The organism is Saccharothrix hoggarensis (assembly GCF_052936025.1).
Genome location: NZ_CP193624.1, coordinates 280,582 through 305,176, shown reverse-complemented (window position 1 = coordinate 305,176; position 24,595 = coordinate 280,582). Strand labels below are relative to the sequence as shown.

Annotated in this window: 30 protein-coding genes; 16 read left to right on the top strand and 14 right to left on the bottom strand. The window is 72.7% G+C overall.

Going from position 1 to position 24,595, the window contains the following annotated elements; genetic code table 11:
* Positions 1 to 53: 53 nt before the first annotated feature.
* From ACRAKH_RS01585 to ACRAKH_RS01565, 5 genes are all read left to right on the top strand, one after another.
* Positions 54 to 623 (top strand): GNAT family N-acetyltransferase, encoded by a 570-nt coding sequence (locus ACRAKH_RS01585; RefSeq protein WP_380728816.1) that lies wholly within the window; start codon positions 54 to 56, stop codon positions 621 to 623.
* 203 nt (positions 624 to 826) lie between these two features.
* Positions 827 to 2,803: an acetate--CoA ligase gene (gene acs / locus ACRAKH_RS01580; protein WP_380728814.1), complete on the top strand. Its 1,977-nt coding sequence runs from the start codon at positions 827 to 829 to the stop codon at positions 2,801 to 2,803.
* A gap of 135 nt (positions 2,804 to 2,938) precedes the next feature.
* Complete coding sequence (nhaA, locus tag ACRAKH_RS01575) at positions 2,939 to 4,138, top strand: Na+/H+ antiporter NhaA (protein WP_380728812.1); 1,200 nt, start codon at positions 2,939 to 2,941, stop codon at positions 4,136 to 4,138.
* A 45-nt stretch (positions 4,139 to 4,183) separates the two neighbouring features.
* On the top strand, positions 4,184 to 4,654 hold the full coding sequence (locus ACRAKH_RS01570) for a phage holin family protein (RefSeq protein ID WP_380728810.1): 471 nt from the start codon (positions 4,184 to 4,186) through the stop codon (positions 4,652 to 4,654).
* Between the two features lie 8 nt (positions 4,655 to 4,662).
* Complete coding sequence (locus tag ACRAKH_RS01565) at positions 4,663 to 5,589, top strand: alpha/beta fold hydrolase (RefSeq protein WP_380728808.1); 927 nt, start codon at positions 4,663 to 4,665, stop codon at positions 5,587 to 5,589.
* A gap of 10 nt (positions 5,590 to 5,599) precedes the next feature.
* On the opposite strand, the gene ACRAKH_RS01560 is transcribed toward ACRAKH_RS01565, so the two are convergent.
* Genes ACRAKH_RS01560 through nth form a run of 4 tightly spaced genes read right to left on the bottom strand, consistent with a single transcriptional unit; the run spans position 5,600 to position 8,797 of the window.
* A complete protein-coding gene (locus tag ACRAKH_RS01560) occupies positions 5,600 to 6,787 on the bottom strand; it encodes a MarP family serine protease (protein WP_380728806.1) in 1,188 nt (395 codons plus the stop codon).
* A complete protein-coding gene (locus tag ACRAKH_RS01555) occupies positions 6,784 to 7,455 on the bottom strand; it encodes an NUDIX hydrolase (RefSeq protein WP_380728804.1) in 672 nt (223 codons plus the stop codon). Before ACRAKH_RS01555 ends, ACRAKH_RS01560 begins: the two co-directional genes overlap by 4 nt.
* Entirely contained in the window at positions 7,452 to 8,033 is a 582-nt protein-coding gene (locus ACRAKH_RS01550; RefSeq protein WP_380728802.1) for a TlpA family protein disulfide reductase, read from the bottom strand. Before ACRAKH_RS01550 ends, ACRAKH_RS01555 begins: the two co-directional genes overlap by 4 nt.
* A complete protein-coding gene (gene nth / locus ACRAKH_RS01545; RefSeq protein WP_380728800.1) occupies positions 8,030 to 8,797 on the bottom strand; it encodes an endonuclease III in 768 nt (255 codons plus the stop codon). Before nth ends, ACRAKH_RS01550 begins: the two co-directional genes overlap by 4 nt.
* 540 nt (positions 8,798 to 9,337) lie before the next feature.
* Here nth and ACRAKH_RS01540 point away from each other — a divergent pair.
* The 4 genes from ACRAKH_RS01540 to dnaN all read left to right on the top strand — a co-directional run bounded on the left by ACRAKH_RS01540 (position 9,338) and on the right by dnaN (position 13,826).
* Positions 9,338 to 9,589 carry a hypothetical protein gene (locus tag ACRAKH_RS01540; protein ID WP_015097743.1) on the top strand — a complete coding sequence of 84 codons (252 nt, stop codon included), beginning with the start codon at positions 9,338 to 9,340 and terminating at the stop codon, positions 9,587 to 9,589.
* A 200-nt stretch (positions 9,590 to 9,789) separates the two neighbouring features.
* The gene (locus ACRAKH_RS01535; RefSeq protein ID WP_033441932.1) at positions 9,790 to 10,464 is read left to right on the top strand and encodes a Crp/Fnr family transcriptional regulator; all 675 of its coding nucleotides are present in this window, start codon (positions 9,790 to 9,792) and stop codon (positions 10,462 to 10,464) included.
* 971 nt (positions 10,465 to 11,435) lie between these two features.
* Entirely contained in the window at positions 11,436 to 12,674 is a 1,239-nt protein-coding gene (locus ACRAKH_RS01530; protein ID WP_380728226.1) for an MFS transporter, read from the top strand.
* 48 nt (positions 12,675 to 12,722) lie between these two features.
* Positions 12,723 to 13,826, top strand: a complete 1,104-nt coding sequence (gene dnaN, locus ACRAKH_RS01525) for a DNA polymerase III subunit beta (RefSeq protein ID WP_447009572.1) — start codon at positions 12,723 to 12,725, stop codon at positions 13,824 to 13,826.
* Here the strand turns inward: dnaN and ACRAKH_RS01520 are convergent.
* The gene (locus tag ACRAKH_RS01520) at positions 13,793 to 14,167 is read right to left on the bottom strand and encodes a winged helix-turn-helix transcriptional regulator (RefSeq protein ID WP_380728222.1); all 375 of its coding nucleotides are present in this window, start codon (positions 14,165 to 14,167) and stop codon (positions 13,793 to 13,795) included. The two genes, dnaN and ACRAKH_RS01520, sit on opposite strands and share 34 nt — an antisense overlap.
* 25 nt (positions 14,168 to 14,192) lie before the next feature.
* On the opposite strand from ACRAKH_RS01520, the gene ACRAKH_RS01515 reads away from it, so the two are divergent.
* Positions 14,193 to 14,486, top strand: coding sequence for a YybH family protein (locus ACRAKH_RS01515; RefSeq protein WP_380728220.1), 294 nt, complete (start codon positions 14,193 to 14,195; stop codon positions 14,484 to 14,486).
* Here ACRAKH_RS01515 and ACRAKH_RS01510 read toward each other — a convergent pair.
* Positions 14,472 to 15,245: an MBL fold metallo-hydrolase gene (locus ACRAKH_RS01510; RefSeq protein WP_380728218.1), complete on the bottom strand. Its 774-nt coding sequence runs from the start codon at positions 15,243 to 15,245 to the stop codon at positions 14,472 to 14,474. The two genes, ACRAKH_RS01515 and ACRAKH_RS01510, sit on opposite strands and share 15 nt — an antisense overlap.
* Positions 15,242 to 16,006 carry an NUDIX hydrolase gene (locus ACRAKH_RS01505; RefSeq protein ID WP_380728230.1) on the bottom strand — a complete coding sequence of 255 codons (765 nt, stop codon included), beginning with the start codon at positions 16,004 to 16,006 and terminating at the stop codon, positions 15,242 to 15,244. The genes ACRAKH_RS01510 and ACRAKH_RS01505 overlap by 4 nt, the downstream gene beginning before the upstream one ends.
* 69 nt (positions 16,007 to 16,075) lie before the next feature.
* Here ACRAKH_RS01505 and ACRAKH_RS01500 point away from each other — a divergent pair, with 69 nt between their 5' ends.
* Complete coding sequence (locus ACRAKH_RS01500) at positions 16,076 to 16,432, top strand: hypothetical protein (RefSeq protein WP_380728216.1); 357 nt, start codon at positions 16,076 to 16,078, stop codon at positions 16,430 to 16,432.
* 8 nt (positions 16,433 to 16,440) lie between these two features.
* On the top strand, positions 16,441 to 17,340 hold the full coding sequence (locus ACRAKH_RS01495; RefSeq protein ID WP_380728228.1) for a Gfo/Idh/MocA family protein: 900 nt from the start codon (positions 16,441 to 16,443) through the stop codon (positions 17,338 to 17,340).
* 63 nt (positions 17,341 to 17,403) lie between these two features.
* Here ACRAKH_RS01495 and ACRAKH_RS01490 read toward each other — a convergent pair whose 3' ends face one another.
* The 6 genes from ACRAKH_RS01490 to ACRAKH_RS01465 form a co-directional block, all read right to left on the bottom strand.
* Positions 17,404 to 18,714, bottom strand: a complete 1,311-nt coding sequence (locus ACRAKH_RS01490; protein ID WP_380728215.1) for a hypothetical protein — start codon at positions 18,712 to 18,714, stop codon at positions 17,404 to 17,406.
* A gap of 86 nt (positions 18,715 to 18,800) precedes the next feature.
* Positions 18,801 to 19,403 carry a hypothetical protein gene (locus tag ACRAKH_RS01485; protein ID WP_380728213.1) on the bottom strand — a complete coding sequence of 201 codons (603 nt, stop codon included), beginning with the start codon at positions 19,401 to 19,403 and terminating at the stop codon, positions 18,801 to 18,803.
* Position 19,404: 1 nt separating this feature from the next.
* Entirely contained in the window at positions 19,405 to 19,863 is a 459-nt protein-coding gene (locus ACRAKH_RS01480; protein ID WP_380728211.1) for a RidA family protein, read from the bottom strand.
* Positions 19,860 to 20,015: a hypothetical protein gene (locus ACRAKH_RS01475; protein WP_106616451.1), complete on the bottom strand. Its 156-nt coding sequence runs from the start codon at positions 20,013 to 20,015 to the stop codon at positions 19,860 to 19,862. Before ACRAKH_RS01475 ends, ACRAKH_RS01480 begins: the two co-directional genes overlap by 4 nt.
* Positions 20,016 to 20,324: 309 nt before the next feature.
* Complete coding sequence (locus ACRAKH_RS01470) at positions 20,325 to 20,507, bottom strand: DUF397 domain-containing protein (RefSeq protein WP_380721829.1); 183 nt, start codon at positions 20,505 to 20,507, stop codon at positions 20,325 to 20,327.
* Positions 20,507 to 21,361 (bottom strand): helix-turn-helix domain-containing protein, encoded by an 855-nt coding sequence (locus tag ACRAKH_RS01465; protein ID WP_380721827.1) that lies wholly within the window; start codon positions 21,359 to 21,361, stop codon positions 20,507 to 20,509. Before ACRAKH_RS01465 ends, ACRAKH_RS01470 begins: the two co-directional genes overlap by 1 nt.
* A gap of 119 nt (positions 21,362 to 21,480) precedes the next feature.
* Between ACRAKH_RS01465 and ACRAKH_RS01460 the strand changes: the two genes are divergently transcribed.
* Genes ACRAKH_RS01460 through ACRAKH_RS01445 form a run of 4 tightly spaced genes read left to right on the top strand, consistent with a single transcriptional unit; the run spans position 21,481 to position 24,181 of the window.
* Positions 21,481 to 21,735: a hypothetical protein gene (locus ACRAKH_RS01460; RefSeq protein ID WP_380721825.1), complete on the top strand. Its 255-nt coding sequence runs from the start codon at positions 21,481 to 21,483 to the stop codon at positions 21,733 to 21,735.
* Positions 21,736 to 21,766: 31 nt separating this feature from the next.
* On the top strand, positions 21,767 to 22,018 hold the full coding sequence (locus ACRAKH_RS01455) for a hypothetical protein (protein ID WP_380721823.1): 252 nt from the start codon (positions 21,767 to 21,769) through the stop codon (positions 22,016 to 22,018).
* Positions 22,019 to 22,073: 55 nt separating this feature from the next.
* Positions 22,074 to 23,066: an ArsA-related P-loop ATPase gene (locus tag ACRAKH_RS01450; protein ID WP_380721821.1), complete on the top strand. Its 993-nt coding sequence runs from the start codon at positions 22,074 to 22,076 to the stop codon at positions 23,064 to 23,066.
* Positions 23,063 to 24,181 carry an ArsA family ATPase gene (locus ACRAKH_RS01445; protein WP_380721819.1) on the top strand — a complete coding sequence of 373 codons (1,119 nt, stop codon included), beginning with the start codon at positions 23,063 to 23,065 and terminating at the stop codon, positions 24,179 to 24,181. The genes ACRAKH_RS01450 and ACRAKH_RS01445 overlap by 4 nt, the downstream gene beginning before the upstream one ends.
* Before the next feature lie 50 nt (positions 24,182 to 24,231).
* Here ACRAKH_RS01445 and ACRAKH_RS01440 read toward each other — a convergent pair whose 3' ends face one another.
* On the bottom strand, positions 24,232 to 24,525 hold the full coding sequence (locus ACRAKH_RS01440) for a WhiB family transcriptional regulator (protein WP_380721817.1): 294 nt from the start codon (positions 24,523 to 24,525) through the stop codon (positions 24,232 to 24,234).
* Between the last annotated feature and the right edge of the window lie 70 nt (positions 24,526 to 24,595).

The window sequence follows — 24,595 nt, the reverse complement described above, 5'->3', positions numbered from 1 at the left end:
CCAAGCTGGAAATGGATCTACCGAATAGCCACTGGCCGACTACGGTGCTGGGTATGAACTGGTACGACCGCCCGGTCCTCGTCGGCGACCACGTGCGCCTCGAACCCCTGTCGCCGGACCACGCCGAGGGCCTGCACGAGGCGGGCAAGGACCCGGACGTGTGGACGTGGCTGAGCACCACCCAGCCCGCCACGGTGCAGGAGACGCGCGAGTACATCGAGCGCGTCCTGGCCGACCCCGACCGCCTCGCGTGGGCGCAGATCGACCCGAGGACGAACGAGGTCGCCGGCACTACGTCCTACTACGACATCGACCCGAAGAACCGCGGCCTCTACATCGGCTACACGTGGATCGGCTCGCGCTGGCAGCGCACCGCCCTCAACACGAACGCCAAGCTGCTGCTCCTGCGGCGGGCGTTCGAGGACCTGGGGGCGCTGCGCGTCGGCTGGCACACGGACCTGCGCAACGAGCGGTCGCAGCGCGCCATCGAACGGCTCGGCGCGACCCGCGAGGGCGTGCTCCGGGTGCACCGCATCCGACCGGACGGGACGCTGCGCGACACCGTCGTGTACTCGATGACGGCGGACGAGTGGCCGGACCTGAAGGCCAAGCTCGGCACGTGACGCGAGTCACGGAGGGTGCCGCTGGTCGCAACCTAGGTGTCGTTCGGCGGAATCGCGGTGGTCAAGCGGCACGGGCCGGGGTTACACAGTTACCCACGCGTTTCGAACTCGGCCAAAATTGGTCTGAACCTTTTGGGTGCGCAGTGAGCTGAATCGCACTACGGTCAGTGCGCTACCCCACGGATTCAGGAGGTCCTCCCGCCATGACAGAGCCGCAAGCCGCCCTGGACAACCTGTCGACGGAGACCAGGACGTTCCCGCCCAGCGAGGAGTTCGCCGCGCAGGCGAACGCCACCGCCGCCCTGTACGAGGAGGCGGCCGCCGACCGCGAGGCGTTCTGGGCGCAGCAGGCCGAGCGGCTGTCCTGGGACACCCGGTGGGACCAGGTCCTCGACTGGTCCGAGGCCCCCTTCGCCAAGTGGTTCGTCGGCGGCAAGCTCAACGTCGCGTACAACTGCGTCGACCGGCACGTCGAGTCCGGGCACGGCGACCAGGTCGCCATCCACTGGGAGGGCGAGCCCGGCGACAGCCGCGCGATCACCTACGCCGACCTCCAGCGGGAGGTCTCCAAGGCCGCGAACGCCCTCACCGAGCTGGGCGTCGGCGCGGAGGACCGGGTCGCCATCTACATGCCGATGGTCCCCGAGGCGATCTTCGCCATGCTCGCGTGCGCGCGCGTCGGCGCGATGCACAGCGTGGTGTTCGGCGGCTTCTCCGCCGAGGCGTTGCGCACCCGCATCGAGGACTCGCAGGCCAAGCTCGTCATCACCACCGACGGCCAGTACCGGCGCGGCAACCCGGCGGCGCTCAAGCCCGCCGTGGACGAGGCCGTGGCCAACGCGAAGAGCGTCGAGCACGTGCTGGTCGTCAAGCGCACCAGCACCGACGTCGACTGGGCCGAGGGCCGCGACCTGTGGTGGCACGACGTCGTCGACCGCCAGTCCGACCAGCACACGCCGGAGGCGTTCGACTCCGAGCACCCGCTGTTCATCCTCTACACCTCGGGCACCACGGGTAAGCCGAAGGGCATCCTGCACACCTCAGGCGGTTACCTGACCCAGGTCGCGTACACGCACCACAACGTGTTCGACCTGAAGCCGGACACCGACGTCTACTGGTGCACCGCCGACATCGGCTGGGTGACCGGGCACAGCTACATCGTGTACGGCCCGCTGGCCAACCGCGTCACGCAGGTCGTCTACGAGGGCACGCCCAACACCCCGCACGAGGGCCGGCACTGGGAGATCGTGCAGAAGTACGGCGTGTCGATCTACTACACCGCGCCGACGCTGATCCGCACGTTCATGAAGTGGGGCGCGGACATCCCCGCCAAGTACGACCTGTCGTCGCTGCGCGTGCTCGGCAGCGTCGGCGAGCCGATCAACCCCGAGGCGTGGATCTGGTACCGGGAGACCATCGGCGCGGGCAAGACCCCCGTCGTGGACACCTGGTGGCAGACCGAGACCGGCGCGATCATGATCTCCCCGCTGCCCGGCGCGACGTCGGCCAAGCCCGGCTCGGCGCAGCGCCCGCTGCCCGGCATCGGCGCGAAGGTCGTCGACGACCAGGGCAACGAGGTGCCGCACGGCGGCGGTGGCTACCTGGTGCTCGACCAGCCGTGGCCGGGGATGCTGCGCGGCATCTGGGGCGACGAGGAGCGCTACCGCGACACGTACTGGTCGCGGTTCTCCGAGCAGGGCTACTACTTCGCCGGTGACGGCGCGAAGTACGACGCCGACGGCGACATCTGGCTGCTGGGCCGGGTGGACGACGTGATGAACGTGTCCGGGCACCGGATCTCCACCACCGAGGTGGAGTCCGCGCTGGTCTCCCACCCGACGGTGGCGGAGGCGGCGGTCGTCGGCGCGAGCGACCCGACCACGGGCCAGGGCATCGTGGCGTTCGTGATCCTGCGCGGCGGCGTCGCCGAGGGCTCGGACGGCGCGGAGGCGATCAAGGCGCTGCGGGAGCACGTGGCCAAGGAGATCGGCCCGATCGCGAAGCCGCGGCAGATCATGGTCGTGCCGGAGCTGCCGAAGACCCGCTCGGGCAAGATCATGCGCCGGCTGCTGCGCGACGTGGCGGAGAACCGGCAGGTCGGCGACGTGACCACGCTCGCGGACTCGTCGGTCATGGACCTCATCTCCAGCGGCCTGAAGTCGGGCGCCTCGGAGGACTGAGCACAGCACCGAGCACGTCAGGACGGGTGCCCGCCGGTCGCCGGCGGGCACCCGTCTGGGTTAGGGTCGCTTCCGGTGAGCCGGGAAGTCTGGTCGGCACGAGGATGAGCCGTACCCGACGCACCGGAGTGGATCTTGACCGACAAGCGCAGCACCGCCACCGAGTTCGCGCGCTACCTGCGCACCGAGACCGTCGGCGGGATGATCCTGCTCGCCGCCACGGCGGTCGCGCTGGTCTGGGCGAACTCCCCCGCGTCCGGCGCGTACACCGCGTTGCGGGACTTCCACCTCGGCCCGGAGTCGCTGCACCTGAGCCTGAGCGTCGGCGACTGGGCAAAGGACGGCCTGCTCGCCATCTTCTTCTTCGTCGCCGGGCTGGAGCTCAAGCGCGAGCTCGTCATCGGCGAGCTGAACAACCTCAAGGCCGCGATCCTGCCCGTGGTGGCCGCCGTCGGCGGCATGGTGGTCCCCGCGGCGATCGCGATCGGCGTCGGCTGGGGCGAGCCGGGGATCGACCGGGCCTGGGCGATCCCGGTGGCGACCGACATCGCGTTCGCGCTCGGCGTGCTGGCGATCACCGCGTCCGGCCTGCCGAACAGCCTGCGGCTGTTCCTGCTCAGCCTGGCCGTGGTGGACGACCTCGGCGCCATCGTGCTGATCGCGGTGCTGTTCACCGCGACGTTCGACCTCGTGGCGGCGGCGGCCGCGGTGGCGCTGCTCGCGCTGTACGCGTTCCTCCAGCACAAGCGGGTGACGACGCCCTGGCTGTACGTGCCGATCGCCGTCGGCACGTGGGTGGCCGTGCACGCGGCCGGCGTGCACGCCACCATCGCGGGCGTCGCCCTGGCCCTGCTGACCCGCGTGCGCAAGGACCACTACGAGCACGAGGCGCCCGCGCTGCGGCTGGAACACCGGTTGCAGCCGTGGTCGGCGGCCGTGGCCGTGCCGGTGTTCGCGCTGTTCGCCGCCGGCGTGCCCGTCAACGGCGAGGCGCTGGGCGCGTTGTTCTCCGACCGGTTGGCGCTCGGCGTGATGCTGGGCCTGGTGGTGGGCAAGCTGGTCGGCATCGTCGGCGCGTCCGCGTTGGCGGTGCTGTTCAAGGCCGCCGTCTGGCCCAAGGGCGCGGGACCGCGCGACATCGTCGCCGTCGCCATGCTCGGCGGCGTCGGGTTCACGGTGAGCCTGCTGATCTCGGACCTCGCGCTGGACGGGCAGGCCGCCGAACAGGCCAAGGCGGCCGTGCTGCTGGCGTCGCTGGCGGCTTCGCTGCTGGCCGCGGTCCTGCTGATCCGCCGCAGCCGGGTGCACCAACGCGCCGACGAGGACGCGTCATGAGCCGGTCGGGCAGCCCCGGTCCGGCGTGCATGGCACGATGAGCCGGTGACCAGCGCTCGGGAGAACACCAACGGCAGCGGACTGCCACCTGTTCCGTCGATCCCGTTGACCGCGGAGAGCGCGGCGAAGATCGCGGAGGAAACGTCCATCGGCGGCCTGGTTCGCGATGCGACGGCCCACCTGTCCACGTTGGTCAGGGCCGAGGTCGAGCTCGCCAAGTCCGAGGTCGCGGGCGAGATCAAGAAGGGTGTGCGGGGCAGCGTCTACTTCATCGTCGCGCTGACGGTGCTGCTGTTCAGCTCGTTCTTCTTTTTCTTCTTCGGCGCGGAGCTGCTGGACGTGTGGCTGCCCCGGTGGTCGGCGTTCCTGATCGTGTTCGCCCTGATGCTCGTCACGGCGGGGCTCTTCGCGTTCCTGGGCTACCGCAAGGTGAAGAAGCTGCGGGCGCCACAGCGGACGATCGACTCGGCCCGGGACACCGTCGCGGCCCTCCGGCACCGCGGCGAAGGCCACTGAGCCGCGCCGTGCGGCTGCCCCCGGACCCGTCGACCGCGCGGGTGCCCGGCCCGTGGGCGCACCGCGACGTGTCCGCGAACGGCATCCGCCTGCACGTCGCGGAACTGGGCGAGGGACCGCTCGTGCTGCTGCTGCACGGGTTCCCGGAGTTCTGGTGGACGTGGCGGCACCAGCTCGTCGCGATCGCCGAGGCCGGCTACCGCGCCGTCGCCGTGGACCTGCGCGGCTACGGCGACTCCGACAAACCACCGCGCGGCTACGACGGGTTCACGCTCGCCGGTGACGTCGCCGGCCTGGTGAAGGCGCTCGGCGAGCCGCGCGCGCACCTCGTCGGCCACGCCTGGGGCGGCATGCTGGCGTGGACCGTCGCGGCCATGCACCCCCGGCTCGTCTACTCGGTGACGGCCGTGTCGGCGGCGCACCCGCTGGCGCTGCGCCGCGCGATCCGCCGCCACCCCCGCCGGCAGGGCCGGGCCAGCGCGCACGTGTTCCGCTTCCAGCTGCCCGTGTACCCGGAGCGGTGGCTGACCCGGGAACGCGGCGCCGCCGTCGCCCGGATGCTCTCGGCCTGGGGTGGTCCTAAGTGGACGGTGTCGCCCGAGTTCGACGAGGTGGTGCGCCGCAACCGCGAGGCGGTCATGGTGCCCGGCGTCGCGCACAGCTCCCTGGAGTACTTCCGCTGGGCGGTGCGCTCGCAGCTGCGCGGCGAGGGCCGCCGGTTCGCCGAGGCCGTCGACCGGCGCCTGGAGGTGCCGGTGCTCCAGCTCCACGGCGCGCTCGACCCGGTGGTGCTGGAGTCCACGGCGTCCGAGTCGGGGCTGTGGGTGGGCGCGCGGTCGTCGTACCAGGTGGTCCCCGAGGTGGGGCACTTCCCGCACCAGGAGGCGCCGAGCACGACGAGCCGGCTCGTCACCGACTTCCTGGCGAAGGTCTGAGGAACGGCGGTCAGGAGGCGCAGGTCTGCGTGGACGCCCGCCGCACCATCGACGGCGCCTTCGCCACCTCGTCCGCCACTTCCTGCGCGGTCAGCACGAACCCGGTCTCCTGGTCGTCCACGGCCGCGCCGAACACCACGCCCATGACGCGGCCCTGCGGGTCGACCAGCGGTCCGCCGGAGTTGCCGCTGCGCACCGTCGCCCGGATCGTGTACACGTCCCGCGTCACGGTCTGCGCGTCGTAGATGTCCGGTCCCCGCAACATCTGGATGCGTTCCCGCACCCGCGCCTCGGACGCCGTGTACGGGCCGTCCAGCGGGTAGCCGAGGACGATCCCGTCCTCGCCCTGCGCGATCTCGTCGGTGCGGAACTCCAGCGGCCGGGCCTCCAGGTCCGGCACGGCGAGGATCGCGACGTCGGTCTGCGCGTCGTAGTGCACGACGGTGGCGTCGAACTGGCCGCGGCCGACCTCCACCGCCACCTCCGTGGTGCCCGCGACGACGTGCGCGTTCGTCATCACCCGCTCCGGCGAGATGACGAAACCCGTGCCCTCCAACGCCCGCGAGCACGACGGCGCGCGCCCGCGCACCTTGAGCACGCTGGGCCGCAGCTGCTGCACGATCGGGTCGGCGCTCAGCGCCGGGTTCGGCGGGCCGACCTCCTTCAGCGGCGTCTGGTTGAACGGGTCCATCGCGGCCGGGAACCCGGACACGTCGAACAAGGTCTGCAGGTCGTTCGACAGCGTCCGCGCCGCCTGCGGCATGGCGCCGTCCACGGTGGACAGGATCACCGACTGGTTCAGCGACTTCGCGAGCCCCGGCAGGCCCGCGACGACGGTCAGCGGCAGCGCGATCATCCACGCCACCACGAACACCACGGCGCCCTGCACGATCGCGCCCAGCGCGTTGTCCGCGCCGCGCAACGGGCTGGAGTTGACCCTCGGCTTGATGCTGCGGCCCACGTACACGCCCAGCGTCTCGCCGAGCGCCACCAGCAGCACCACGATGCCGACCGCGAACACGACCTTCGTCACGACGTTGTCGAACTGGGCCACCACGAGCGGCGCGAGCTGCGTGCCGAGCACCAGCCCGATGAGCACGCCGACGAACGCGGGCAGCGCCACGACCATGCCCTGCCGCGCGCCCGAGACCGCGGCGAAGGCGGCGAGCGCCAGCACGAGCAGGTCAACCCAGTTCACGGAACCTCCGTCGCTCGCAAGGCCAGGTCGAGATCACGCACGTCCGAGGTGTCCCACGGCCGTTCCCAGCCGCCCAGCGCGAGCAGCCCGTTGAGCAGACCGGCGGTGAAGCCCCACACCAGCATCCCCGGCGCGGCGAACGCGGGCCCGAGGTAGCCGGACGGGTGGCTCACCCGGAACCGGTTCGCCGGGTCCGCGAGGTGCGAGATCGGCACCCTGGCCACGGCGGCCGTCTCGCCCGGGTCGACCGGCGCGACCGGCGACGGCGCGTCCCAGTGCGCCAGGACCGGCGTGACGACGAACCCGGACACCGGCACGTACAGGTCCGGCAGCGTCGCGACGGGCCGGACGCCCTCGCGCAGCACGCCGGTCTCCTCGAACGCCTCGCGCAGCGCCGTGTCCACGGGGCCGTCGTCGGTCGGGTCGGCCGCGCCGCCGGGGAAGGCGACCTGGCCGGGGTGCGAGCCGAGGGTGTCGGCGCGGCGCAGCAGCAGCACGTCGGGGCCGTCCGGCCCCTCGCCGAACAGCATGAGGACGGCGGCGGCGCGCCCGGTGCCCTCGGGCGGCGGGGAGACGCGGCTGAACGCGCGCGCGTCGATCTCGGCGGTGGCCTTGACCAGGCCCCTCATCCACTCCGGCACGTCGTCCGGGTCCACCAGGGCCGTCATCCGACCACCCCGCGCACCTGGTCCACCGAGGTGAACGAGGACGGGTTCGTGACCGGGGTCAGCGCGCCGTCCGCGTTGACCAGGTAGTTCATCGGCAACGTCGGCACGCCGACGGCCTTGCGCACCGCGTCCGCCGGGTCGTACACGGACGGGAGGCGCACACCGAGTTTCGCCAACAGCTCCAGACCGTCAGCCTCCTTGCTCTCCACCAGCACCGTCACCACCGGCACCGCGCCCGGCTCCCGCGAGTAGGCGTCCAGCACCGGCAGTTCCTCCTGACAGGGAACGCACCACGTCGCCCAGAAGTTCAGCACAGCTCGGCCCGACAAAGCGGACGACACGTCCACCGGCCGCCCGTCCCCGAGGCAACTCGCCGTGACGCCGCGCAGCGCCGCGGGCCCCGGCGCGCCCTGCGGGCACGGCTGGAGCGCCGCCTGCTCGCGTGCCGCCACCACGTCCGGCGCGGACCGCTGGCTCTGCGGCACGGCCGGCGGGTCCGGGTCGCGCGGCCACACCGCCACCGCGCCCGCCACCACCAGCACCAGGACGACGACGGCCCACCGCGCTCCGGCTCTCACGCCAGCTTCTCCCCGGCCCGCACCCGTTCCGCGAGGTCGATCAGGTGCGGCGCCTCCTCGCCCTTGACGAGCTTCCGCGCCTTCTCCGGGTCCACCTGGCCGATGCCGTACGACGGGCAGTGCGGCGCCAGCAGGCACGCGCCGCAGGCGGGCGTCCGGGCGTGGCAGACGCGGCGGCCGTGGAAGATCGTGCGGTGCGAGAGGAGCGTCCACTCCTTGCGCTCGACCAGCGCGCCGATGGCGTGCTCGACCTTGACCGGGTCCTCCTCCTCGGTCCAGCCCCAGCGCCGCACGAGCCGGCCGAAGTGGGTGTCGACCGTGATGCCCGGCACACCGAACGCGTCGCCCAGCACCACGTTCGCGGTCTTGCGGCCCACGCCCGGCAACGTCACCAGGTCCTTCAGCGTGCCCGGCACCTCGCCGCCGAACCGCTCCACCAGCGCCGCGCCCAGACCCATCAGCGACGTCGCCTTGTTCCGGTAGAAGCCGGTCGGCCTGATCAGCTCCTCCAGCTCGGCGCGGTCGGCCGAGGCGTAGTCGGCCGCCGTCCGGTACCGCGCGAACAACGCCGGCGTGACGAGGTTCACCCGGACGTCCGTCGTCTGCGCCGACAGCACCACGGCGACCAGCAGCTCCAACGGGTTCCTGAAGTCCAGCTCGCAGTGCGCGTCCGGGTAACCCTGCCCCAACACCCGCACCATCCGGCGCGCCCGGCGGACCAGCCCCAACCGCGTCTCCGGCTGCTTCACCGCGCTCTTCGCCATACCGGCGAGATTACTGGGTCTGATTGCGCCGCCTCCGGCGTCGCGGCTCGGCCGCCTGGAAGTCGGCCGCTCGCGCCTGATTTCGTGACGATCGAAAAGCGTGATCGCCACGAAATGAGTCGCGAACGACCGACGCGGCCTCGCGGCGCGTGGTCCGGGCGGGTGCAGATGACAGGGCCACCGAAGAGCGGGCCGGCACGCCCGGCGGCGAAGGGTCAGCGGCGCGGCCGGCGGGGTGGCAGGGGGCGCGAGGCCGGGCGCCACACCGGTGTCGGCCGGCGGCGTGGGGCCGAATTTGTGGTTGCGCGTGGGCGTGGCCGGGGTGCGGGGCGTGGGTTCGGTGGGTGGTGCCCGGTGCGGGTCACCCTTGGAGGGGACGGGGTGGTTGCTGGGCGGGCGGGAGGTCGTTTGGCGGGTGAGGATCGGGGGCAAGCAACCTGAGGAGCGGCGCGCACGTCCTTCCAACGACCTCGAACCGACACGCCAGAGTGACCCCCCTTGACCGCGTCCGGAACCGGATGCGCAAAGATTCGGAGCATCATGACTGCCTGGTTCGTCATCGCCGTTCCGATCGTGATCATGTTCTTCGCGCTCTTCATGGAGCGCGTGGAAGCTCGTCTCCGCCACGTGGCGGTGCAGGAGGACGAGGTCGAGGAGTTCCTGGAGTCGGCCCGTCCCGACGAGGTCAGGGCGCTCTACGGGCACGGCATCGGTCGCGCGCTGGAGCTGTTCCGGCTGCGCAGGCTGGGTGGTCGTGCCAGGAACCTGCGTCAGCGGCGCACCCGCCGCTAAGCGGGACAAGGACCGGCGAGGCCCACGGGGTCACACCCCCGGCGGGCCTTTCGGGCTGTCCGGGGCTGGTTGGGCGGCGCGCCGGAAGGCGATCCACACCACAGCCCTTAGACTGCACTCAGTGATCGGCGGCAGGCGCTGATCCGCCAGAAGGCGGAACGCGCTCAACCATGCCGCCGCGTCTCGACAGGAGGGACGAGGTGGACGAGACCCTGGCCCGCGCGGGCATTTTCCAGGGGGTTGAACAGGCCGCAGCGGAGGCACTGGCGCAGACGCTGGAGTCTGTTGAATTCCCGCGTGGCCACGTGATCTTCGCGGAAGGCGAGCCGGGCGACCGGCTCTACATCATCCAATCCGGCAAGGTGAAGATCGGCCGGAAGTCGCCGGACGGCCGGGAGAACCTCCTGGGCATCTTCGGGCCGTCGGACATGTTCGGCGAACTGTCGATCTTCGACCCCGGTCCGCGCACGTCCACCGCGACCACGGTGACCGAAGTGCGCGCGGTCAGCATGGACCGCCCCGCGCTGCGGCAGTGGATCACCAACCGGCCGGAGATCGCCGAGCAGTTGCTGAGGGCCCTGGCCCGCAGGCTGCGCCGGACGAACTCCATGCTCGCCGACTTGATCTTCACCGACGTGCCGGGCCGCGTGGCGAAGGCGCTGTTGCAGCTCGCGCAGCGCTTCGGCAGCCAGGAGGCCGGTCTGCTGAGGGTCACCCACGACCTGACGCAGGAGGAGATCGCCCAGTTCGTCGGCGCCTCGCGCGAGACGGTGAACAAGGCCCTGGCCGACTTCGCCCACCGCGGCTGGCTCCGGCTGGAGGGCAAGAGCGTGCTGATCCTCGACCCGGAGCGCCTGGCCCGCCGCGCCCGGTAGGACAGCGACACTGCCCCCGCACCGCAACCAGGTGCGGGGGCAGCAACGCCAAGCGGCCCACCTTGGGCACCCCCGCGAGGCCGCGTCGGTCGTTCGCGACTCATTCGCCGGCGATCACGCTCTTCGATCGTCGGCGAATCAGGCGCGAGCGGCCGACTTCCAAGCGGCCGAGCCGCCGCCTGCGGAGCAGCGGCCATGTGCACGGCCGCGTCGGTCGTTCGCGACTCATTCGCCGGCGATCACGCTCTTCGATCGTCGGCGAATCAGACGCGAACGACCGACTTCCAAGCGGCCGAGCCGCCGCCTGCGGAGCAGCGGCCATGTGCACGGCCGCGTCGGTCGTTCGCGACTCATTCGCCGGCGATCACGCTCTTCGATCGTCGGCGAATCAGACGCGAACGACCGACTTCCAAGCGGCCGAGCCGCCGCCTGCGGAGCAGCGGCCATGTGCACGGCCGCGTCGGTCGTTCGCGACTCATTCGCCGGCGATCACGCTCTTCGATCGTCGGCGAATCAGACGCGAACGACCGACTTCCAGGCGGCCGAGCCGCGACGCCGAAGGCGGCGCAATCCAACACAGCAACAAGACCGGGCGCCGCCCCCGACGCGGCGCACCGGTCTTGTCGTCGCGCGGCCCATCCCCCGACAGACCACGCCTTCCACACATCCGACGCTCGCAGGCCCCGACCCTCGTAGCGCCGGAAGGAGGCTTGGTTACCCGCTGCGACGTCCATCGAAACGGGTGGGTAGGGGCTCCTTCAACGATCGCACGACCCCTACCCCGCAACTCAAGTGCTTTCACCCTCATAGAGCCCCTGTGCAGCTTTTGTGGCGTGGTTTCACCCGGTCATCCCATAGTTGTAACCGAACTGCAACTCACTCCCAGGTGATGGGCGGTGCGCGACCGGGTGATGGGTCGCACCGTGCAAATGACTGGTACGCACGTACCAGTCAGAGGCATACTGGTACACATGTCCCATTCTGCCCGCCTCTCCGACTACCGCACCGCCCTCACCACGCCCGGTATGCGCGGCCCCGTCGTCGCGTCGCTGCTCGCCCGCCTGCCCATCGCGATGGTCGGTCTCTCCCTGCTGCTGTACGTGCAGCGCGAGACCGGCTCGTTCGCCGCGGCGGGTCTGGTGTCGGCGTCGTCCCTGGTCGGTGTGGCGTTCGGGTCGATCGTGCAGGGCAGGCTGATGGACCGGCACGGCCCGACCCGGCCGCTGCTCGTGGCCGTGGCGCTGTTCGCCGTGTTCGTCACGCTGGCGATCGGCGCGGTCGAGGCCGGGTTCACGTTGGCCGTGCTCGTGCCGGTGGCGTTCGCGGTGGGCATGACCGAGCCGATGGTGGGGTCCGCGTCCCGCGCGCTGTGGTCGCAGGTGCTGCCGCCCGGCGCCGCGCGGCACGCCGGGTACGCCTACGAGGCGATCAGCATGGAGGTGTTCTTCATCCTCGGTCCCGGCCTGGCCGGGCTGCTGGTGACGGCGCCGTGGGCGGGCACGGGCGTGGTGATCGGCGCGGCGTCCATGGCGGTCGGCGCGCTGTGGTTCGCGCTGAACCCGACGGTCCGCGGTGTGCGGCCGACGCCGGCGCGGCGGAACCTCCTGGGTGCGCTGGCGTCGCCGGGCATGCGCACGGTCGCGCTGGCCGCGCTGGGCTTCGGCGTCACGATCGGGTTCATCGAGGTGGCCGTGCCGGCCGCCGCCGCGCAGGCCGGTCACGTCGGCGTGGGCGGGCTGCTGCTGAGCCTCTGGTCGGTCAGCTCGGTGCTGTTCGGCGTCCTCTACTCGACCCGGCCGTTCCCCCGGCCCATGCACCTGCGGCTGCCGGTGCTCCTGGGCGGGTTCGCGCTGCTGTCGCTGCTGCTCGCGGTGCCGACCGGGCTGATCGGCCTCGGCCTGGCGCTGCTCGTGGTCGGCACCCTGATCACGCCGCAGGCCACCAGCCACTCCGCCGCGATCGAGCAGGTCGCGCCCGAGGGCACGGCGACCGAGGCGTTCGGCTGGGTGGTGACGGCGGTGACCGTCGGCCTGGCCATCGGGCAGTCGGCGAGCGGCCAGCTGGTCGAGTCCCACGGCACCGGCGCGGCGTTCGTCGCGGCGGCGGGGTCCGGTTTGCTGATCGCCGTCCTGGTGTGGGTGTTCCGCGGCACGGTGGCGGCCGGCGTGCCGCTGCCCCGCCGGGACGAAGTGGCGCTGGTGGCCCGCTGACCTGCGGTGATCACGGAATTGTCGGTGGTCGGGTCTAGCGTCGCCGTCATGGACCTGACCGCCACGACCGCCGACCTCGCCTCCGCCGCCGCCGACGTGGCGCGCCTGCTGCCGACCCGGGTGCACGACCCGGTGCTGGCGGGCCTGGTGCTGCGCGCGGCCGGCCACGGGGTCGAGCTGGCGGGCAGCGACCGCGAGCACGCCGTCCGCCTCACCCGCGCCGCGACGGTGCACGTGGACGGCGCGGTGGTGGTGCCGGCCAAGCCGCTGGCGGACACGCTGCGCGGCCTGGACGACCCTCAGGTGAGGCTGGTCGTGGAGGGCTCGCGGCTGGCCGTGCGCACGTCCGCGGCCCGGTTCGCGCTCCCGCTGCTCGACCTGGCGTCGCACCCCGGCGTCCCGCCGCTCCCGCCGGCGGTGGGCTCGGCGCCGGCGCGCGCCCTCACGTCGGCCCTGGTGCCCGTGTCCGGCGCGGCGTCCAAGGACGACGCGCTGCCGGTGTTCACCGGGGTCCGGGTGCACGGCGCGGGCGACCGGCTGGAGCTGATCGCTACCGACCGGTATCGCATGGCGTTCGCTTCGCTACCGTGGGTCCCGACAGGCGCGCTGGACGCCCTGGCACCGGCCGTGGTGCTGGCCGAGGCGTCCCGGCAGCCGGACCGCGATGCCGAGGTGGTCGTCCACGCCGACGCCGACCGCATCGCCCTGTCGTGGGCGGGCGGGAGCGTGAGCACGGCGCTGCTGGCGGCCCCGTTCCCCGACGATCGAGCGCGGAAGCTGCTGGAGGCGGTCATCGACAGCACGGTGCTGGTGGAGGCGGACGTCCTGGCGGGCGCGGTGCGCCGGGCGGTGCCGTACGCGGGGCCGCACGGGTCCGTCACCCTCCAGGTGGACGACGGCGAGCTGCGCGTGCGCGGCAGCGACCCCCAGAGCGGCGAGTCCGAGGAGTCGGTCAAGGCGACCATCGACGGCAACCGGGTCACCAAGACGTTCCAGGCCCGGTACCTCGCGGACGCCCTGCGCGCGTTCAGCGGCCGCCGGGTCGAGCTGCGCATCCAGGACGGCCTGCGCTCCACCGTGCTCACGTCCCAGGCGGGCGAGGACGGCGTGGAGCTGACCTACCTGGTGGTGCCGCTGCGGACGGTGTCCTGACCCCAGGCCCACATCGCCTCCAGCACCCCGCGCAGGCCCTGGCCACGCGGGGTGAGCGAGTAGCGCACCCGGCTCGGCCAGCCCGGCTCGCGCACGCGCGTCACCACGCCGGCCGCCACGAGCTGCGCCAACCGGTCGGCCAGCACCTTGTCCGACAACGCGGGCAGCGCCATCGCCAGGTCTCCGAAGCTCCGCTCCCCGTCGAACAGCTCCCGCACCACCAGCGTCGTCCACCGCCCGCGCAACGCGTGCAGCGTGACCTCCACCGGGCAGTCGGCGACCGGGTGGTCGACCTCGCCGTGCGGGTCGCCGACCCAGGCACTCACCGTTTGGTTGGCCACGTGCCACCCTCCTAGCGTCCCCACCATGATCGCGCGCACCCCGGACGAGCTGCCCGCACTCTTCGCCGAGGCGTTCAACGCCGGCGACCCGTCCGCCCTGTACGAACCCGGCGCCGAGCCGGACGAACTCGCGGGCCACCTCGCCCTCGGCGCCCCGATGACGGTCCGCCTCCGCAAGGTGGTCGCGCGGGGCGACCTGGCCCTGCTGGTCGTGGACTGGCGGGTCGGCGACGAGACCGGCACGGCGACCGACGTCGCGCGCCGGGGCCCCGACGGCGGCTGGCGGTACGTGATCGACAACCCGTCAGGCGTCGCGTAGGTACTCCAGCTGGGCCCGCACCGACCACTCGGCGGGCTCCCACAGCGACCGGTCCACGTCGGCGTACACGCGCTCGACCACCTGCCGTGCCGTCGGCGCGCCGCCCAGCTCCGCCACCGCCGCCTTGACCTGCGCCAACCGCTGCTCGCGGTGCGCCAGGTACCCGTTGGCGGCGGCCACGAGGTCCGGCAGCTCGGGACCGTGGCCGGGCAGCCCGACCGTGCCCGCCGGCAGGGCCGCGAGCAGCCGCAGCGACGCGAGGTAGTCGCCGAGCCTGCCGTCCGGGTGGGCGACGACGGTCGTGCCGCGACCCAGGACGGTGTCGCCGGTGAGCACGGCGTCGTCCAGCTGGAAGCACACCGAGTCGGCGGTGTGGCCGGGCGTCGGCAGCACGCGGATCGACAGGCCGGCGGCCTCGATCACGTCGCCCTCGTCGAGCCCCAGCCCGCCGAGGCGGAACGCCGGGTCGACCGACCGCACGGGCGCGTCCACCTGTCGACCGAACTCCCGCGCCCCTTCCGAGTGATCGGGGTGACCGTGGGTGAGGAGCACGACCTCGACCGGGGCCTGGGCGGCCAGCCTCGCCAGGTGGGCGGCGTCAGCGGGGCCGGGGTCGACCACCACGCACGACGCCGAGCCGGGCGCGCGCAGCACCCACGTGTTCGTCCCGTCCAACGTCATCACGCCGGGGTTCTCGGCCAGCAGCACCGCCGCGGTGGGCGTGACCTGGCGCAACACCCCGTAGGCCAGCGGGCTCACGGCATGACCACGCGCAGCGCGCCGCCTTCCCGGACCACCTTGGGGATGATCTTCGACACCTCGCGCGGCTCGGCCAGCACCGCAGCCGTCGAGCCCAGCTCGTCCACCTCGGCCAACGTCATCCAGGTGGGCGGCATCAACGCCCGTCGCCCGGCCTTCCAGTCGGCCAGCGCGTCCGCCGGGCGCTGCCACGCCGCGTCCGACGCCTCCGTCGTCACGCCGTCCGCGATCTGCCCCTCCGGCAGCACGGCCGCGAAGAACCGCGTGTCGTACCGGCGCGGCTCCTCGGCGGGCGTCACCCAGTTCGCCCACGGCCGCAGCAGGTCGGCCCGCAGCACGAGCCCCTCGGCGGCCAGGAACTGCGCCAACGACAGCTCGCGCGCCACGAGCGCCTCCCGCGCCGCCCCGTACCCGGAGGTGTCCGCGACCACGGAGTCCGCCGACGGCCCGGCCAGCAGCACCCCGGACTCCTCGAACGTCTCCCGCACCGCCGCGCACACCAGCGCGGTGGCCAGCTCCACCGGGCAGTCGAACCGGGTCGCCCACCACGACGGCGACGGCCCGCTCCACGCCACGGACGTGTCCGCGTCACGCCGGTCCACCCCGCCGCCGGGGAACACGGTCATCCCGCCCGCGAACGCCATCCCGGTCACCCGCCGCAGCAGGAAGACCTCGACGCCGGCCGCGCCGTCCCGCAGCAGCACCACGGTGGCCGCGTCCCGGGGCTCGACCGGTGGCCCGGTGAAGTCCTCGGGGACCATGTCGGCCGGCAACACCAGTTCCTCGGGGAGTTCGCGCACGACCCGAGCCTACGACGAGGATCACGTCCCGTGGACACCACGAGAAAAGGCTGCCTGGTCAACGTCCTGCTGTTCGTCGTGGGGGCGGTCGTCGGCACGGGCCTGACCGCGACGGCGGCCGTGCTCCTCTTCCTGCCGGGCACCACCACGACCAGCACGGACGAGGGCACGCCGAACGTCTACGTCAAGGAGAGGTCGAGCCTGCTCGGCGGCACGGACCGCGAGGTCTGGCTGGGGCCGACCGAGGACCACGGGCACGTCGTGCCCATCCCGAAGGGGTGGGACGACACTCCCGAGGTGCACCGCGTCACGGGAGGCGTGGAGCTGCGGTTCGACCACGGCGGCCTGATCTTCGTGCCGGAATCGACTTACGTCGGCGGCCGATGAAAGGCAGGATGGGCCAGGTGGACGAACAGCTGCGCGTAGGACTCATCGGTGCCGGCCCCTGGGCGAGGATGGTGCACGCCCCCGGCATCGCCGACCACCCCGGCACCCGCCTGACCGCCGTGTGGGCCCGTCGGGAGGAGGCCGCCGCCGAACTCGCCGGCACCTGCGACGCGACCGTCGCCAAGACCCCGGACGAGCTGCTGGAGCAGGTGGACGCGGTGGCGTTCGCGGTGCCGCCGGAGGTTCAGGCGGAGATCGCCACCAAGGCCGCCGAGCAGGGCAGGCACCTCATCCTGGAGAAGCCGATCGCGAGCACGCTGAAGGACGCGGAACGGCTGGTCGACGCGGTCGAGCGCAACAACGTCGCCTCGCTCGTCGTGCTCACCAAGCGGTTCGCGCCGGAGACGCGGGAGCAGCTGGACCAGCTCCGCGAGGCGGGCGGCTGGGTCGGCGGCAGCGCCCGCTGGCTGACCGGCGCGCTGCTGGGCGGCCCGTTCTCGCACTCGCCGTGGCGGCACGAGCGCGGGCCGCTGGACGACATCGGTCCGCACGCGTTCGACCTGCTCGACGCGACCCTGGGCACGATCACCGACGTGATCGCGGCCAACCGGTCCGAGCACGGCGTGTGGCAGGTCGTCTTCCAGCACGAGGGCGGCGCGACCAGCGTGGCCACGCTGACCATGACGCTGGACCTGAACCCCGGCATCGCCGAGGTGGTCGTGTACGGCGAGCACGGGCACCGGGTGCTCGCGGACCGCGGCACGACCGCGCAGCAGTGCTTCACCAACCTGCTGGACGACTTCGTGGCGATGGTCGACAGCGGCACCACCGAGCACCCGCTCGACGTCCGCCGCGGCCTGCACCTCCAGCGGATCATCGACCTCGCCCGGCGGAAGGCCGAGGCCTGACGAACGCGTCGCGGCCCCGCCACCCGTGAGGGGAGGCGGGGCCGCGACGGTCTTCGGGAACCGCTAGCCGGGGAACTTGCCGTTGGTCGGCTTGGGCATGCCGTTGACGTACTCGGGCCCGGCCGGCCACGTCTGCTGCTCGCGCTGCGCCAGCTCCTCGTGGAGCTGCTGCAGCAACGCCCGTTCCCGGTCGCTGAGCTTCGCGTCGACGGTCGGCGGCAGCTGCACGGCCGCCGGCGCCTGCCCCTCCGCCAGCGCCGCCTGCAACGCGGCCAGGTCGTCCGGACCCAGCTCGGTCGTCACCTCGGAGCGGGACAGCGGGTGGTCGTCGGGCAGCGCGAACGGCATCGGCGCGACGGCCCTGGGCCGCTGCTCCACCGCGGGCGGCGGCTCGACGGGCGCCTCGGGGGCGTCCTCGACGCGCACGTCGTCCGACCGCACGTCGACGGCCACGTCGTCGCGCACCTCGCGCACCTCGCGCACGTCGTCCACGCGCACGTCGTCCCGCACGTCGTCCACGCGGACCTCGTCCACGCGAACGTCGTCCCGGACCTCGTGGGCACGCACGTCGTGGGCACGCACCTCGTCCACGCGGACGTCGTGCGCGTCCTCCGCCGGGTCGCGCACCGGCAGCCGCTTCACCGGCTTGGGCGGGAAGGGCTGCGCGCCCTCGTACGTCTCGACGCGCGCACGACGTGACTTGGAGCCGTTCCTGGGTTCCGCAGGCACCGGTTCCGGCTCGACCACCGGTGCCTGGTCCCGCACTTCACCGTCGAACCACGTGCCGCTGTCCGGTGGCGGCTGCGGGCGGGTCGAGCCGGCCGAGAAGAACACCTCGCGGGCCGTGGTGACGGCCGCCGCGTGGTAGTCGCCGAGCTGGGAGCCCACGGTCAGCACCTCGACCACCGCCCGGATGCCCGCCTTGCGCAGCACGGTGTCGACCCGGTAGGCGGTGGCGGGCGCGAAGCCCTCCGGGCCGATGTCCACCAGGACGACCCGCTGCGGCAGCGGTCCGGGCGTCGCGCCGGCCGGCGTGGACCGCCAGGTGGCGCGCACGCCGCGCACGTCCGGCAGCACCGACACGGTCTTGCCCAGCACCTCGGCGAGGCCGTCCGACGGGTCCGAGTCGACGCTGAACCGGTGCCGGGGCACCGGCACCTGCTCGACCGCGAACAGCCGGTCCGCCAGCGAGCGGTCCGAGCGGACCTCGCCGAGCAGCCAGCCGAGCTCGTGGCGCTCCTCCGGGGACACCGGGATGCGCCCGGCCAGCAGGCAGCCGACGACGAGTTCGACCGCTCTGTCCAGTTCGGCGACGGCCAGCAGCTCCCGAGCCTGGGTCAGGGCGTCGTCGTCGACGCGTCCGGCCAGCGCCAACAGAAGGTCGTGTAAACGGACGGGGAGACCCACGCCGTCGTTCGTCACGCCTGTTCTCCTTCCGGCTCGCGCGGGAGCGCCGAGCTCTAGACGGGCACGAGGTGCCCGTCGGCGTCAGCGCCGGCGCACACCAGCTCCGATGCCGCCAACGCCGCCCGGTGGTAGGGCGGCAGGTCCAATCCGGCGGGCAGTACCTCGACACACGGGTCGTGCTCGCCGAGCGCCCGCAGCACGCGCTGGAGCTCACCAGTCAACCGGGCTTCCCCGGTCGTGGCGGTGACCAGGATCAGCCGCCTGGGTTCGCCCCCGCCCAGCCGCCACGAGGACCGGACTTCGCCGACCCCGGGGCGTCCCCGCAAGGTCGCTCCGAGCACCACGGTCGCGGAATCGCCCATCAACACCCGATCGGGTGATTCCGGGGAGAAGGTGTAGCCGGGATCGGGCAGTTCGTCCAGCCCTTTGACGGAACTGATCGTGGACCGGTCGGCCCCGTGCGGCACGAGGGCGTCGGCGAGGAGCCGCTGCTCGTAGTCCGTCAGACCGATCCGGTCGTGCAGCAGCGTGCGCGGCAGGACGCGGGCCAGCACCGCGACCGCGTCCGTGGCCGCCCAGTCGCGGAACCGCCAGAGGACGTCGTCCGGAAGCCGACCGGCCAGCCGCAGCAGCAGCTCGTGGCACGTGTCCGACATCTCACTCCCCGATCTCGACGATCAGATCCACCTCGACCGGCGCGCCCAGCGGCAGCTCGGCCACGCCCACCGCCGCCCGCGCGTGGCGCCCGGCGTCGCCGAACACCTCGCCCAGCAGCTCCGAGGCGCCGTTGATCACGACCGGCTGGCCGGTGAAGCCCTCGGCGGACGCGACGAAGCCGGTCAGCTTGACGACGCGGACCACCGAGTCGAGGCCCACGAGCGCGTCCACGGCGGCCAGGGCGTTCAGCGCGCACGTGCGCGCGTGGTCCTTGGCCTCCTCCGGGCTGACGTCGCCGCCGACCTTGCCGGTGGCGGCCAGGGCACCGCCGACGAACGGCAGCTGCCCGGACGTGAACACCAGCTGCCCGGAGCGCACGGCGGGCACGTAGGCCGCGACCGGCGCCGCCACGGGGGGCAGCTCGACACCCAGCTCGGCGAGCCGCGCCGTCCAGCTCATGCCTTGGGCCGCTTCAGGTAGGCGACGTGCTGCTCACCGCTCGGGTTCGGCAGGACGGTGACCAGTTCCCAGCCGTCGTCGCCCCACTGGTCCAGGATCGCCTTGGTGGCGTGGATCAACAGCGGGACGGTCGCGTACTCCCACTTCTGCATGGGGCGCAGCCTAGCCGGACCTGGATCAGCCGCATCCGACGCGTGCGACACGCCGCTCACGCCGATCTTCACACGACGGGGTGAACCTGCGGTCGGGGCCTCCGGGGAGTCGCAGGCGGGGAGTCGCAGCCGGGAGTCGCAGCAGGGAGTCGCGGCCGGGCCGGTTGACGGCGCTCGCCCCGGCGATCGCGGGCGGCGCGGAGGACGCCGTCCTGTCGGGGGTGCGCGACGGCGTGGCCCGGCCGGCCGTCGCGCCGGTCGGCCGCCGGTGAGCGGGGGCGCCGCTCGACGCCCCCGCCCGCCGTCAGGTCAGGCCCGGTCGCGCTTCACGTCGGCGAGGAACGCGGCGAAGGCCCGTGCCCCGAAGACCAGCGTGCCGCCCGTGCGGTTCTTCGTGTCCCGCACACCGGCCTCGCGCTCGGTCACCGCCAACTCGACGCACTGCGCGGCCGAACCACTGCGACTGCTCTTCCGCCATACCCGGTCGATCATCAGTCTCCTAGCGTGTCCCGTACTGCCTTGATGAGGCTCACGGAGTCCTCGGCCGTGAGCGCGAGCGCCGCGGCGTCGTCCCAGACCGCCGACAGCACCTCCGCCTCCTCATCTTCTACGGGCACCATCCCGGTCAGGGCTTCCACATAGCCCGCTTCCGGCTCGTCCGGCTGGGCGAACTTCAGCAGGAACATGGCGCCGGTCTGCGCGCCGTACGCCCCGACCCAGTACGGGAGCACCTGGATCGTCACGTTGGGCCTGGTCGCCATCGCCACCAGGTGGTCGAGCTGGTCGCGCATCACGGCGGCCCCGCCGACCAGTCGGTGGAGCGCGGCCTCGTCGATCAGCGCGTGGTAGTCGATCGGGTTCTCCCTGGTCAACGCCTCCTGGCGCTCGGCGCGCTCGGCGGCGGCGCGCGAGTCCCAGCTGTCACCGATGATCCGCCGGTGGGTCGCCCGCGCGACCGCTTCGGCGTACCCGGCGGTTTGCAGCAGACCGGGGACGTGCGCGGAGTCGAGGGTGCGCTCCCGCACGGCCTCCAGCTCGTCCATGCGCAGCCGCTTGTAGTTCGCGGGCAGGTCGCGGGCGTGCTCGACGGCGGACGGGTCGACGTCGGCCACCTCCCAGAGCTGGAGCGCCCGCGTCTTCTCCTCCGGGGTCGCGCCGATGACGTCGAGCACCATCGACAGCGCGGGCCAGCGCGCCAGCGCCTCGCCCGAGAGCATCCGGCTGATCGTCGGCCGCGACACCCGCGACTGCTTCACGACCTCGTCCAGCTTCAGGCCGGACCGCTCCAGGATGGGGCGGATGTGCCGACCGAGCCGGCGCTTGCCACGAGTCGAGCCGATTGCCATGCCAGCATCCTAGCTACTCTGCGTAGTGACCTGTCACCACGACTTCACCCATTAGAGAACCCCAGGTTTGAACTGCTCGAATGATAGCGTGTCGGCACGGATCGAGCAGAGGAGGGCCGATGGAGGATGTCGAGGTCGTGGCGGAGGCGCCGCGCCTGTTCGCGATCGTGCAGGAGACCGCGGACGACGGGTGGGTGGCCGCGTGGGGGCTCGACTTCGGCGACGGGACCGCGCAGGTGACCGACGCGGAGGGCGGCCTGCGCATCTCGACGACCAGCGGGGAGCGGGCGCTCTGGTACTTCACGATCGACAAGACCGCCCGCGCGCGACTCGTGTGGGTGGAAAGTCCGGTCGCGCACGCCGTCGACCCGTGACTGCGCGATCACGCGGCGCTAGCTTGATCACGTGGAGACGTGGCGGATCGTCGCGACCAGTGCGTTCCTGCTGGGCGGGCTCGTGATGGTGCTCGTCGGCATGGCGCAGGCGCGGGACCGCAGGGGCGCCAGGCGGGCCGACGTGATGCGCGCGGCCCTGGTCGGGACGGTGATCGTCGCGGTGGTGGCGGTGCTCATCGCGTACGTCCTGCCGTCCGTCGTGGCGTGGGGGATCGTCGCGGCGAGCGCCATCGCGGTGGTCTTCGTCACCATGTGGGATTAGCGCCCGCGCGGGCCGTGGCCAGCGGTTCTCAGGGCGGCGCGCATAGTCTGATCTGGTGAACGGCTGGACCGACGAACTCACCCGCGCGCGGCTGCACGTGGTCACGGGCAAGGGCGGGACCGGCAAGACCACGGTCGCCGCGGCGCTCGCGCTGGCACTGGCCACCGGCGGGCGGCGGGTGCTGCTGGTCGAGGTGGAGAACCGGCAGGGCATCGCGCGGCTGTTCGACCGGCCGCCGCTGCCCTACACCGAGGAGCGGATCGCGTCCGCGCCGGGCGGCGGCGAGGTCCGCGCGCTGGCCGTGGACCCGGAGGCGGCGCTGCTCGAGTACCTCGACATGTTCTACAACCTCGGCTTCGCGGGCCGCACGCTGCGGAAGATGGGCGCGATCGAGTTCGCCACCACCCTCGCGCCGGGCCTGCGGGACGTGCTGCTGACCGGGAAGGTCAAGGAGTGCGTGCGCCGGGTCGGCAAGACCGGCCGGCACGAGTACGACGCCGTCGTGCTCGACGCGCCGCCGACCGGCCGGGTGGTGCGGTTCCTCGACGTCACACGGGCCATGGCCGACCTCGCGAAGGTCGGGCCGATCAAGGGCCAGAGCGAGGGCGTGGTGAAGCTGCTGCACTCCGGCGACACGGCGGTGCACCTGGTGGCGTTGCTGGAGGAGATGCCGGTGCGCGAGACGTTGGACGCCGTCGCCGACCTGGACGCGGCGGACCTGAGGCCGGGCGCGGTGTTCGTGAACCGGGTGAGCCCGCCGCGGCTGCCCGCGCGGTCGGTGACGTCCGCCGCCGAGGGCCGCGTGGACGTCGACCGGGTCCGTGCCGGGCTGGTGGCGGGCGGCCTCGACGTGGACGAGGACGTGCTGGAAGGGCTGGTCGACCAGACCGTCGAGCACGCCTTGCGGGTGCGCATGGAGGAGCGGGCGAAGGCGAAGCTCGCCGAGGCGGACCTGCCGACGCTGGAGCTGCCGGACCTGGCGGACGGCGTCGACGTGGCCGCGCTGTACGAGCTGGCCGAGGTGCTGGTCGGGCGGGGTGTGCGGTGAACCGGCTCGACGTGGACGCGCTGCTGGACAACCCGCAGACCCGCGTCCTGGTGTGCTGCGGGTCGGGTGGCGTCGGCAAGACGACCACGGCGGCGGCGCTGGCCGTGCGGGCCGCGTCGCGCGGCAGGCGGGTCGTCGTGCTGACCATCGACCCGGCGCGCCGGCTCGCCCAGTCGCTGGGCCTGCGCGAGCTGGACAACCAGCCGCGGCGGGTCGAGGCGGAAGGGCTCGACAAGGGCGAGCTGCACGCGATGATGCTCGACATGCGCCGCACGTTCGACGACATGGTGTGGCAGCACGCGGGCCGGGAACGGGCCGAGCAGATCCTGGCGAACCCGTTCTACCAGACGATCTCCACGTCGTTCTCCGGCACGCAGGAGTACATGGCGATGGAGAAGCTGGGCCAGCTCGTGGAGCGCGACGAGTGGGACCTGGTGGTCGTGGACACGCCGCCGAGCCGTTCGGCGCTGGACTTCCTGGACGCGCCGCAACGGCTGTCGACCGTGCTGGACGGGAGGCTCATCCGCATGCTGTCGGCGCCCGCCCGGGCGGGCGGGCGCGGCCTCCGCAAGATCGTCGGCGCGGGCTTCGGCCTGTTCACCAAAGCCGTGTCGACGATCGTCGGCGGCCAACTCCTGCAGGACGCCTCGACGTTCGTGCAGGCGTTCGACGGCATGTTCGGCGGCTTCCGGCAACGCGCCCAGGCCACCTACGAGCTGCTGCGATCACCCGGCACGGGCTTTCTGGTGGTCGCGGCGGCCGAACCGGACGCGTTGCGCGAGGCCAGCTACTTCGTGGAGCGGTTGAGCGCGGAACAGATGCCGTTGACCGGTCTGGTGGCGAACCGGACGCACCCGGTGCTGGCCCCCTTGCCGGCACCCGGTGCGTTGGCGGCGGCGGACCGGCTGGAGCGCACTGGGGACGCCCCGCTGGCCGCCGCGGTGTTGCGGGTGCACGCGGATCGCGTGGCGGTCGCCGATCGGGAGAAGCGACTGCTCGCGCGGTTCACCCGCGCGCACCCCGGTGTTCCGCTGGTCGGTGTGCCCGCGCTGCCGACCGACGTGCACGACCTGGACGGCCTGCACGAGATCGGTCGGCGGTTGGCGGGCGAGTAGGAACGAGCAGGCGGAGGAGCCACCTGCCCGGCCCGGCCGGCCGGCCGGGCTCAGCCGACCCTGGACTCCTCGTGGTGGTGCTCCTGACGTGCCGTGTCCAGGAGCTCGTGCCAGGAGGTGACGTCCGGACGTCGCCGCAGCAGCGCCCGCCGTTCACGCTCCGTCATGCCGCCCCACACACCGAACTCGATCCGGTTGTCGAGGGCCTCGGCAAGGCACTCGGTGCGCACCGGGCATCCCAGGCACACCACCTTGGCCTTGCGCTGCTCCGCGCCTCGGACGAAGAGCTGGTCAGGCTCCTCATCACGGCACGAGGCCTTGATCCGCCAATCCCCCTGCTGCATATCTCCCCCACCTCAGTTCACACAGTGCCCAGACCGTCTAAATCCGCCACACCCCTGCCGCGGATGCCGT

Bases quoted from the DNA above. Each gene is read 5' to 3' on its own strand.
- ACRAKH_RS01515 (WP_380728220.1), top strand. From the start codon at position 14,193: ATGATCGCGCGCACCCCGGACGAGCTGCCCGCACTCTTCGCCGAGGCG.
- ACRAKH_RS01540 (WP_015097743.1), top strand. From the start codon at position 9,338: ATGACTGCCTGGTTCGTCATCGCCGTTCCGATCGTGATCATGTTCTTC.
- ACRAKH_RS01470 (WP_380721829.1), bottom strand. From the start codon at position 20,507: ATGATCGACCGGGTATGGCGGAAGAGCAGTCGCAGTGGTTCGGCCGCG.
- ACRAKH_RS01485 (WP_380728213.1), bottom strand. From the start codon at position 19,403: ATGTCGGACACGTGCCACGAGCTGCTGCTGCGGCTGGCCGGTCGGCTT.
- ACRAKH_RS01465 (WP_380721827.1), bottom strand. From the start codon at position 21,361: ATGGCAATCGGCTCGACTCGTGGCAAGCGCCGGCTCGGTCGGCACATC.
- ACRAKH_RS01480 (WP_380728211.1), bottom strand. From the start codon at position 19,863: ATGAGCTGGACGGCGCGGCTCGCCGAGCTGGGTGTCGAGCTGCCCCCC.
- ACRAKH_RS01475 (WP_106616451.1), bottom strand. From the start codon at position 20,015: ATGCAGAAGTGGGAGTACGCGACCGTCCCGCTGTTGATCCACGCCACC.
- ACRAKH_RS01585 (WP_380728816.1), top strand. From the start codon at position 54: ATGAACTGGTACGACCGCCCGGTCCTCGTCGGCGACCACGTGCGCCTC.
- ACRAKH_RS01530 (WP_380728226.1), top strand. From the start codon at position 11,436: ATGTCCCATTCTGCCCGCCTCTCCGACTACCGCACCGCCCTCACCACG.
- ACRAKH_RS01505 (WP_380728230.1), bottom strand. From the start codon at position 16,006: ATGGTCCCCGAGGACTTCACCGGGCCACCGGTCGAGCCCCGGGACGCG.
- ACRAKH_RS01495 (WP_380728228.1), top strand. From the start codon at position 16,441: ATGGGCCAGGTGGACGAACAGCTGCGCGTAGGACTCATCGGTGCCGGC.
- acs (WP_380728814.1), top strand. From the start codon at position 827: ATGACAGAGCCGCAAGCCGCCCTGGACAACCTGTCGACGGAGACCAGG.
- ACRAKH_RS01460 (WP_380721825.1), top strand. From the start codon at position 21,481: ATGGAGGATGTCGAGGTCGTGGCGGAGGCGCCGCGCCTGTTCGCGATC.
- ACRAKH_RS01440 (WP_380721817.1), bottom strand. From the start codon at position 24,525: ATGCAGCAGGGGGATTGGCGGATCAAGGCCTCGTGCCGTGATGAGGAG.
- nth (WP_380728800.1), bottom strand. From the start codon at position 8,797: ATGGCGAAGAGCGCGGTGAAGCAGCCGGAGACGCGGTTGGGGCTGGTC.
- dnaN (WP_447009572.1), top strand. From the start codon at position 12,723: ATGGACCTGACCGCCACGACCGCCGACCTCGCCTCCGCCGCCGCCGAC.
- ACRAKH_RS01555 (WP_380728804.1), bottom strand. From the start codon at position 7,455: ATGACGGCCCTGGTGGACCCGGACGACGTGCCGGAGTGGATGAGGGGC.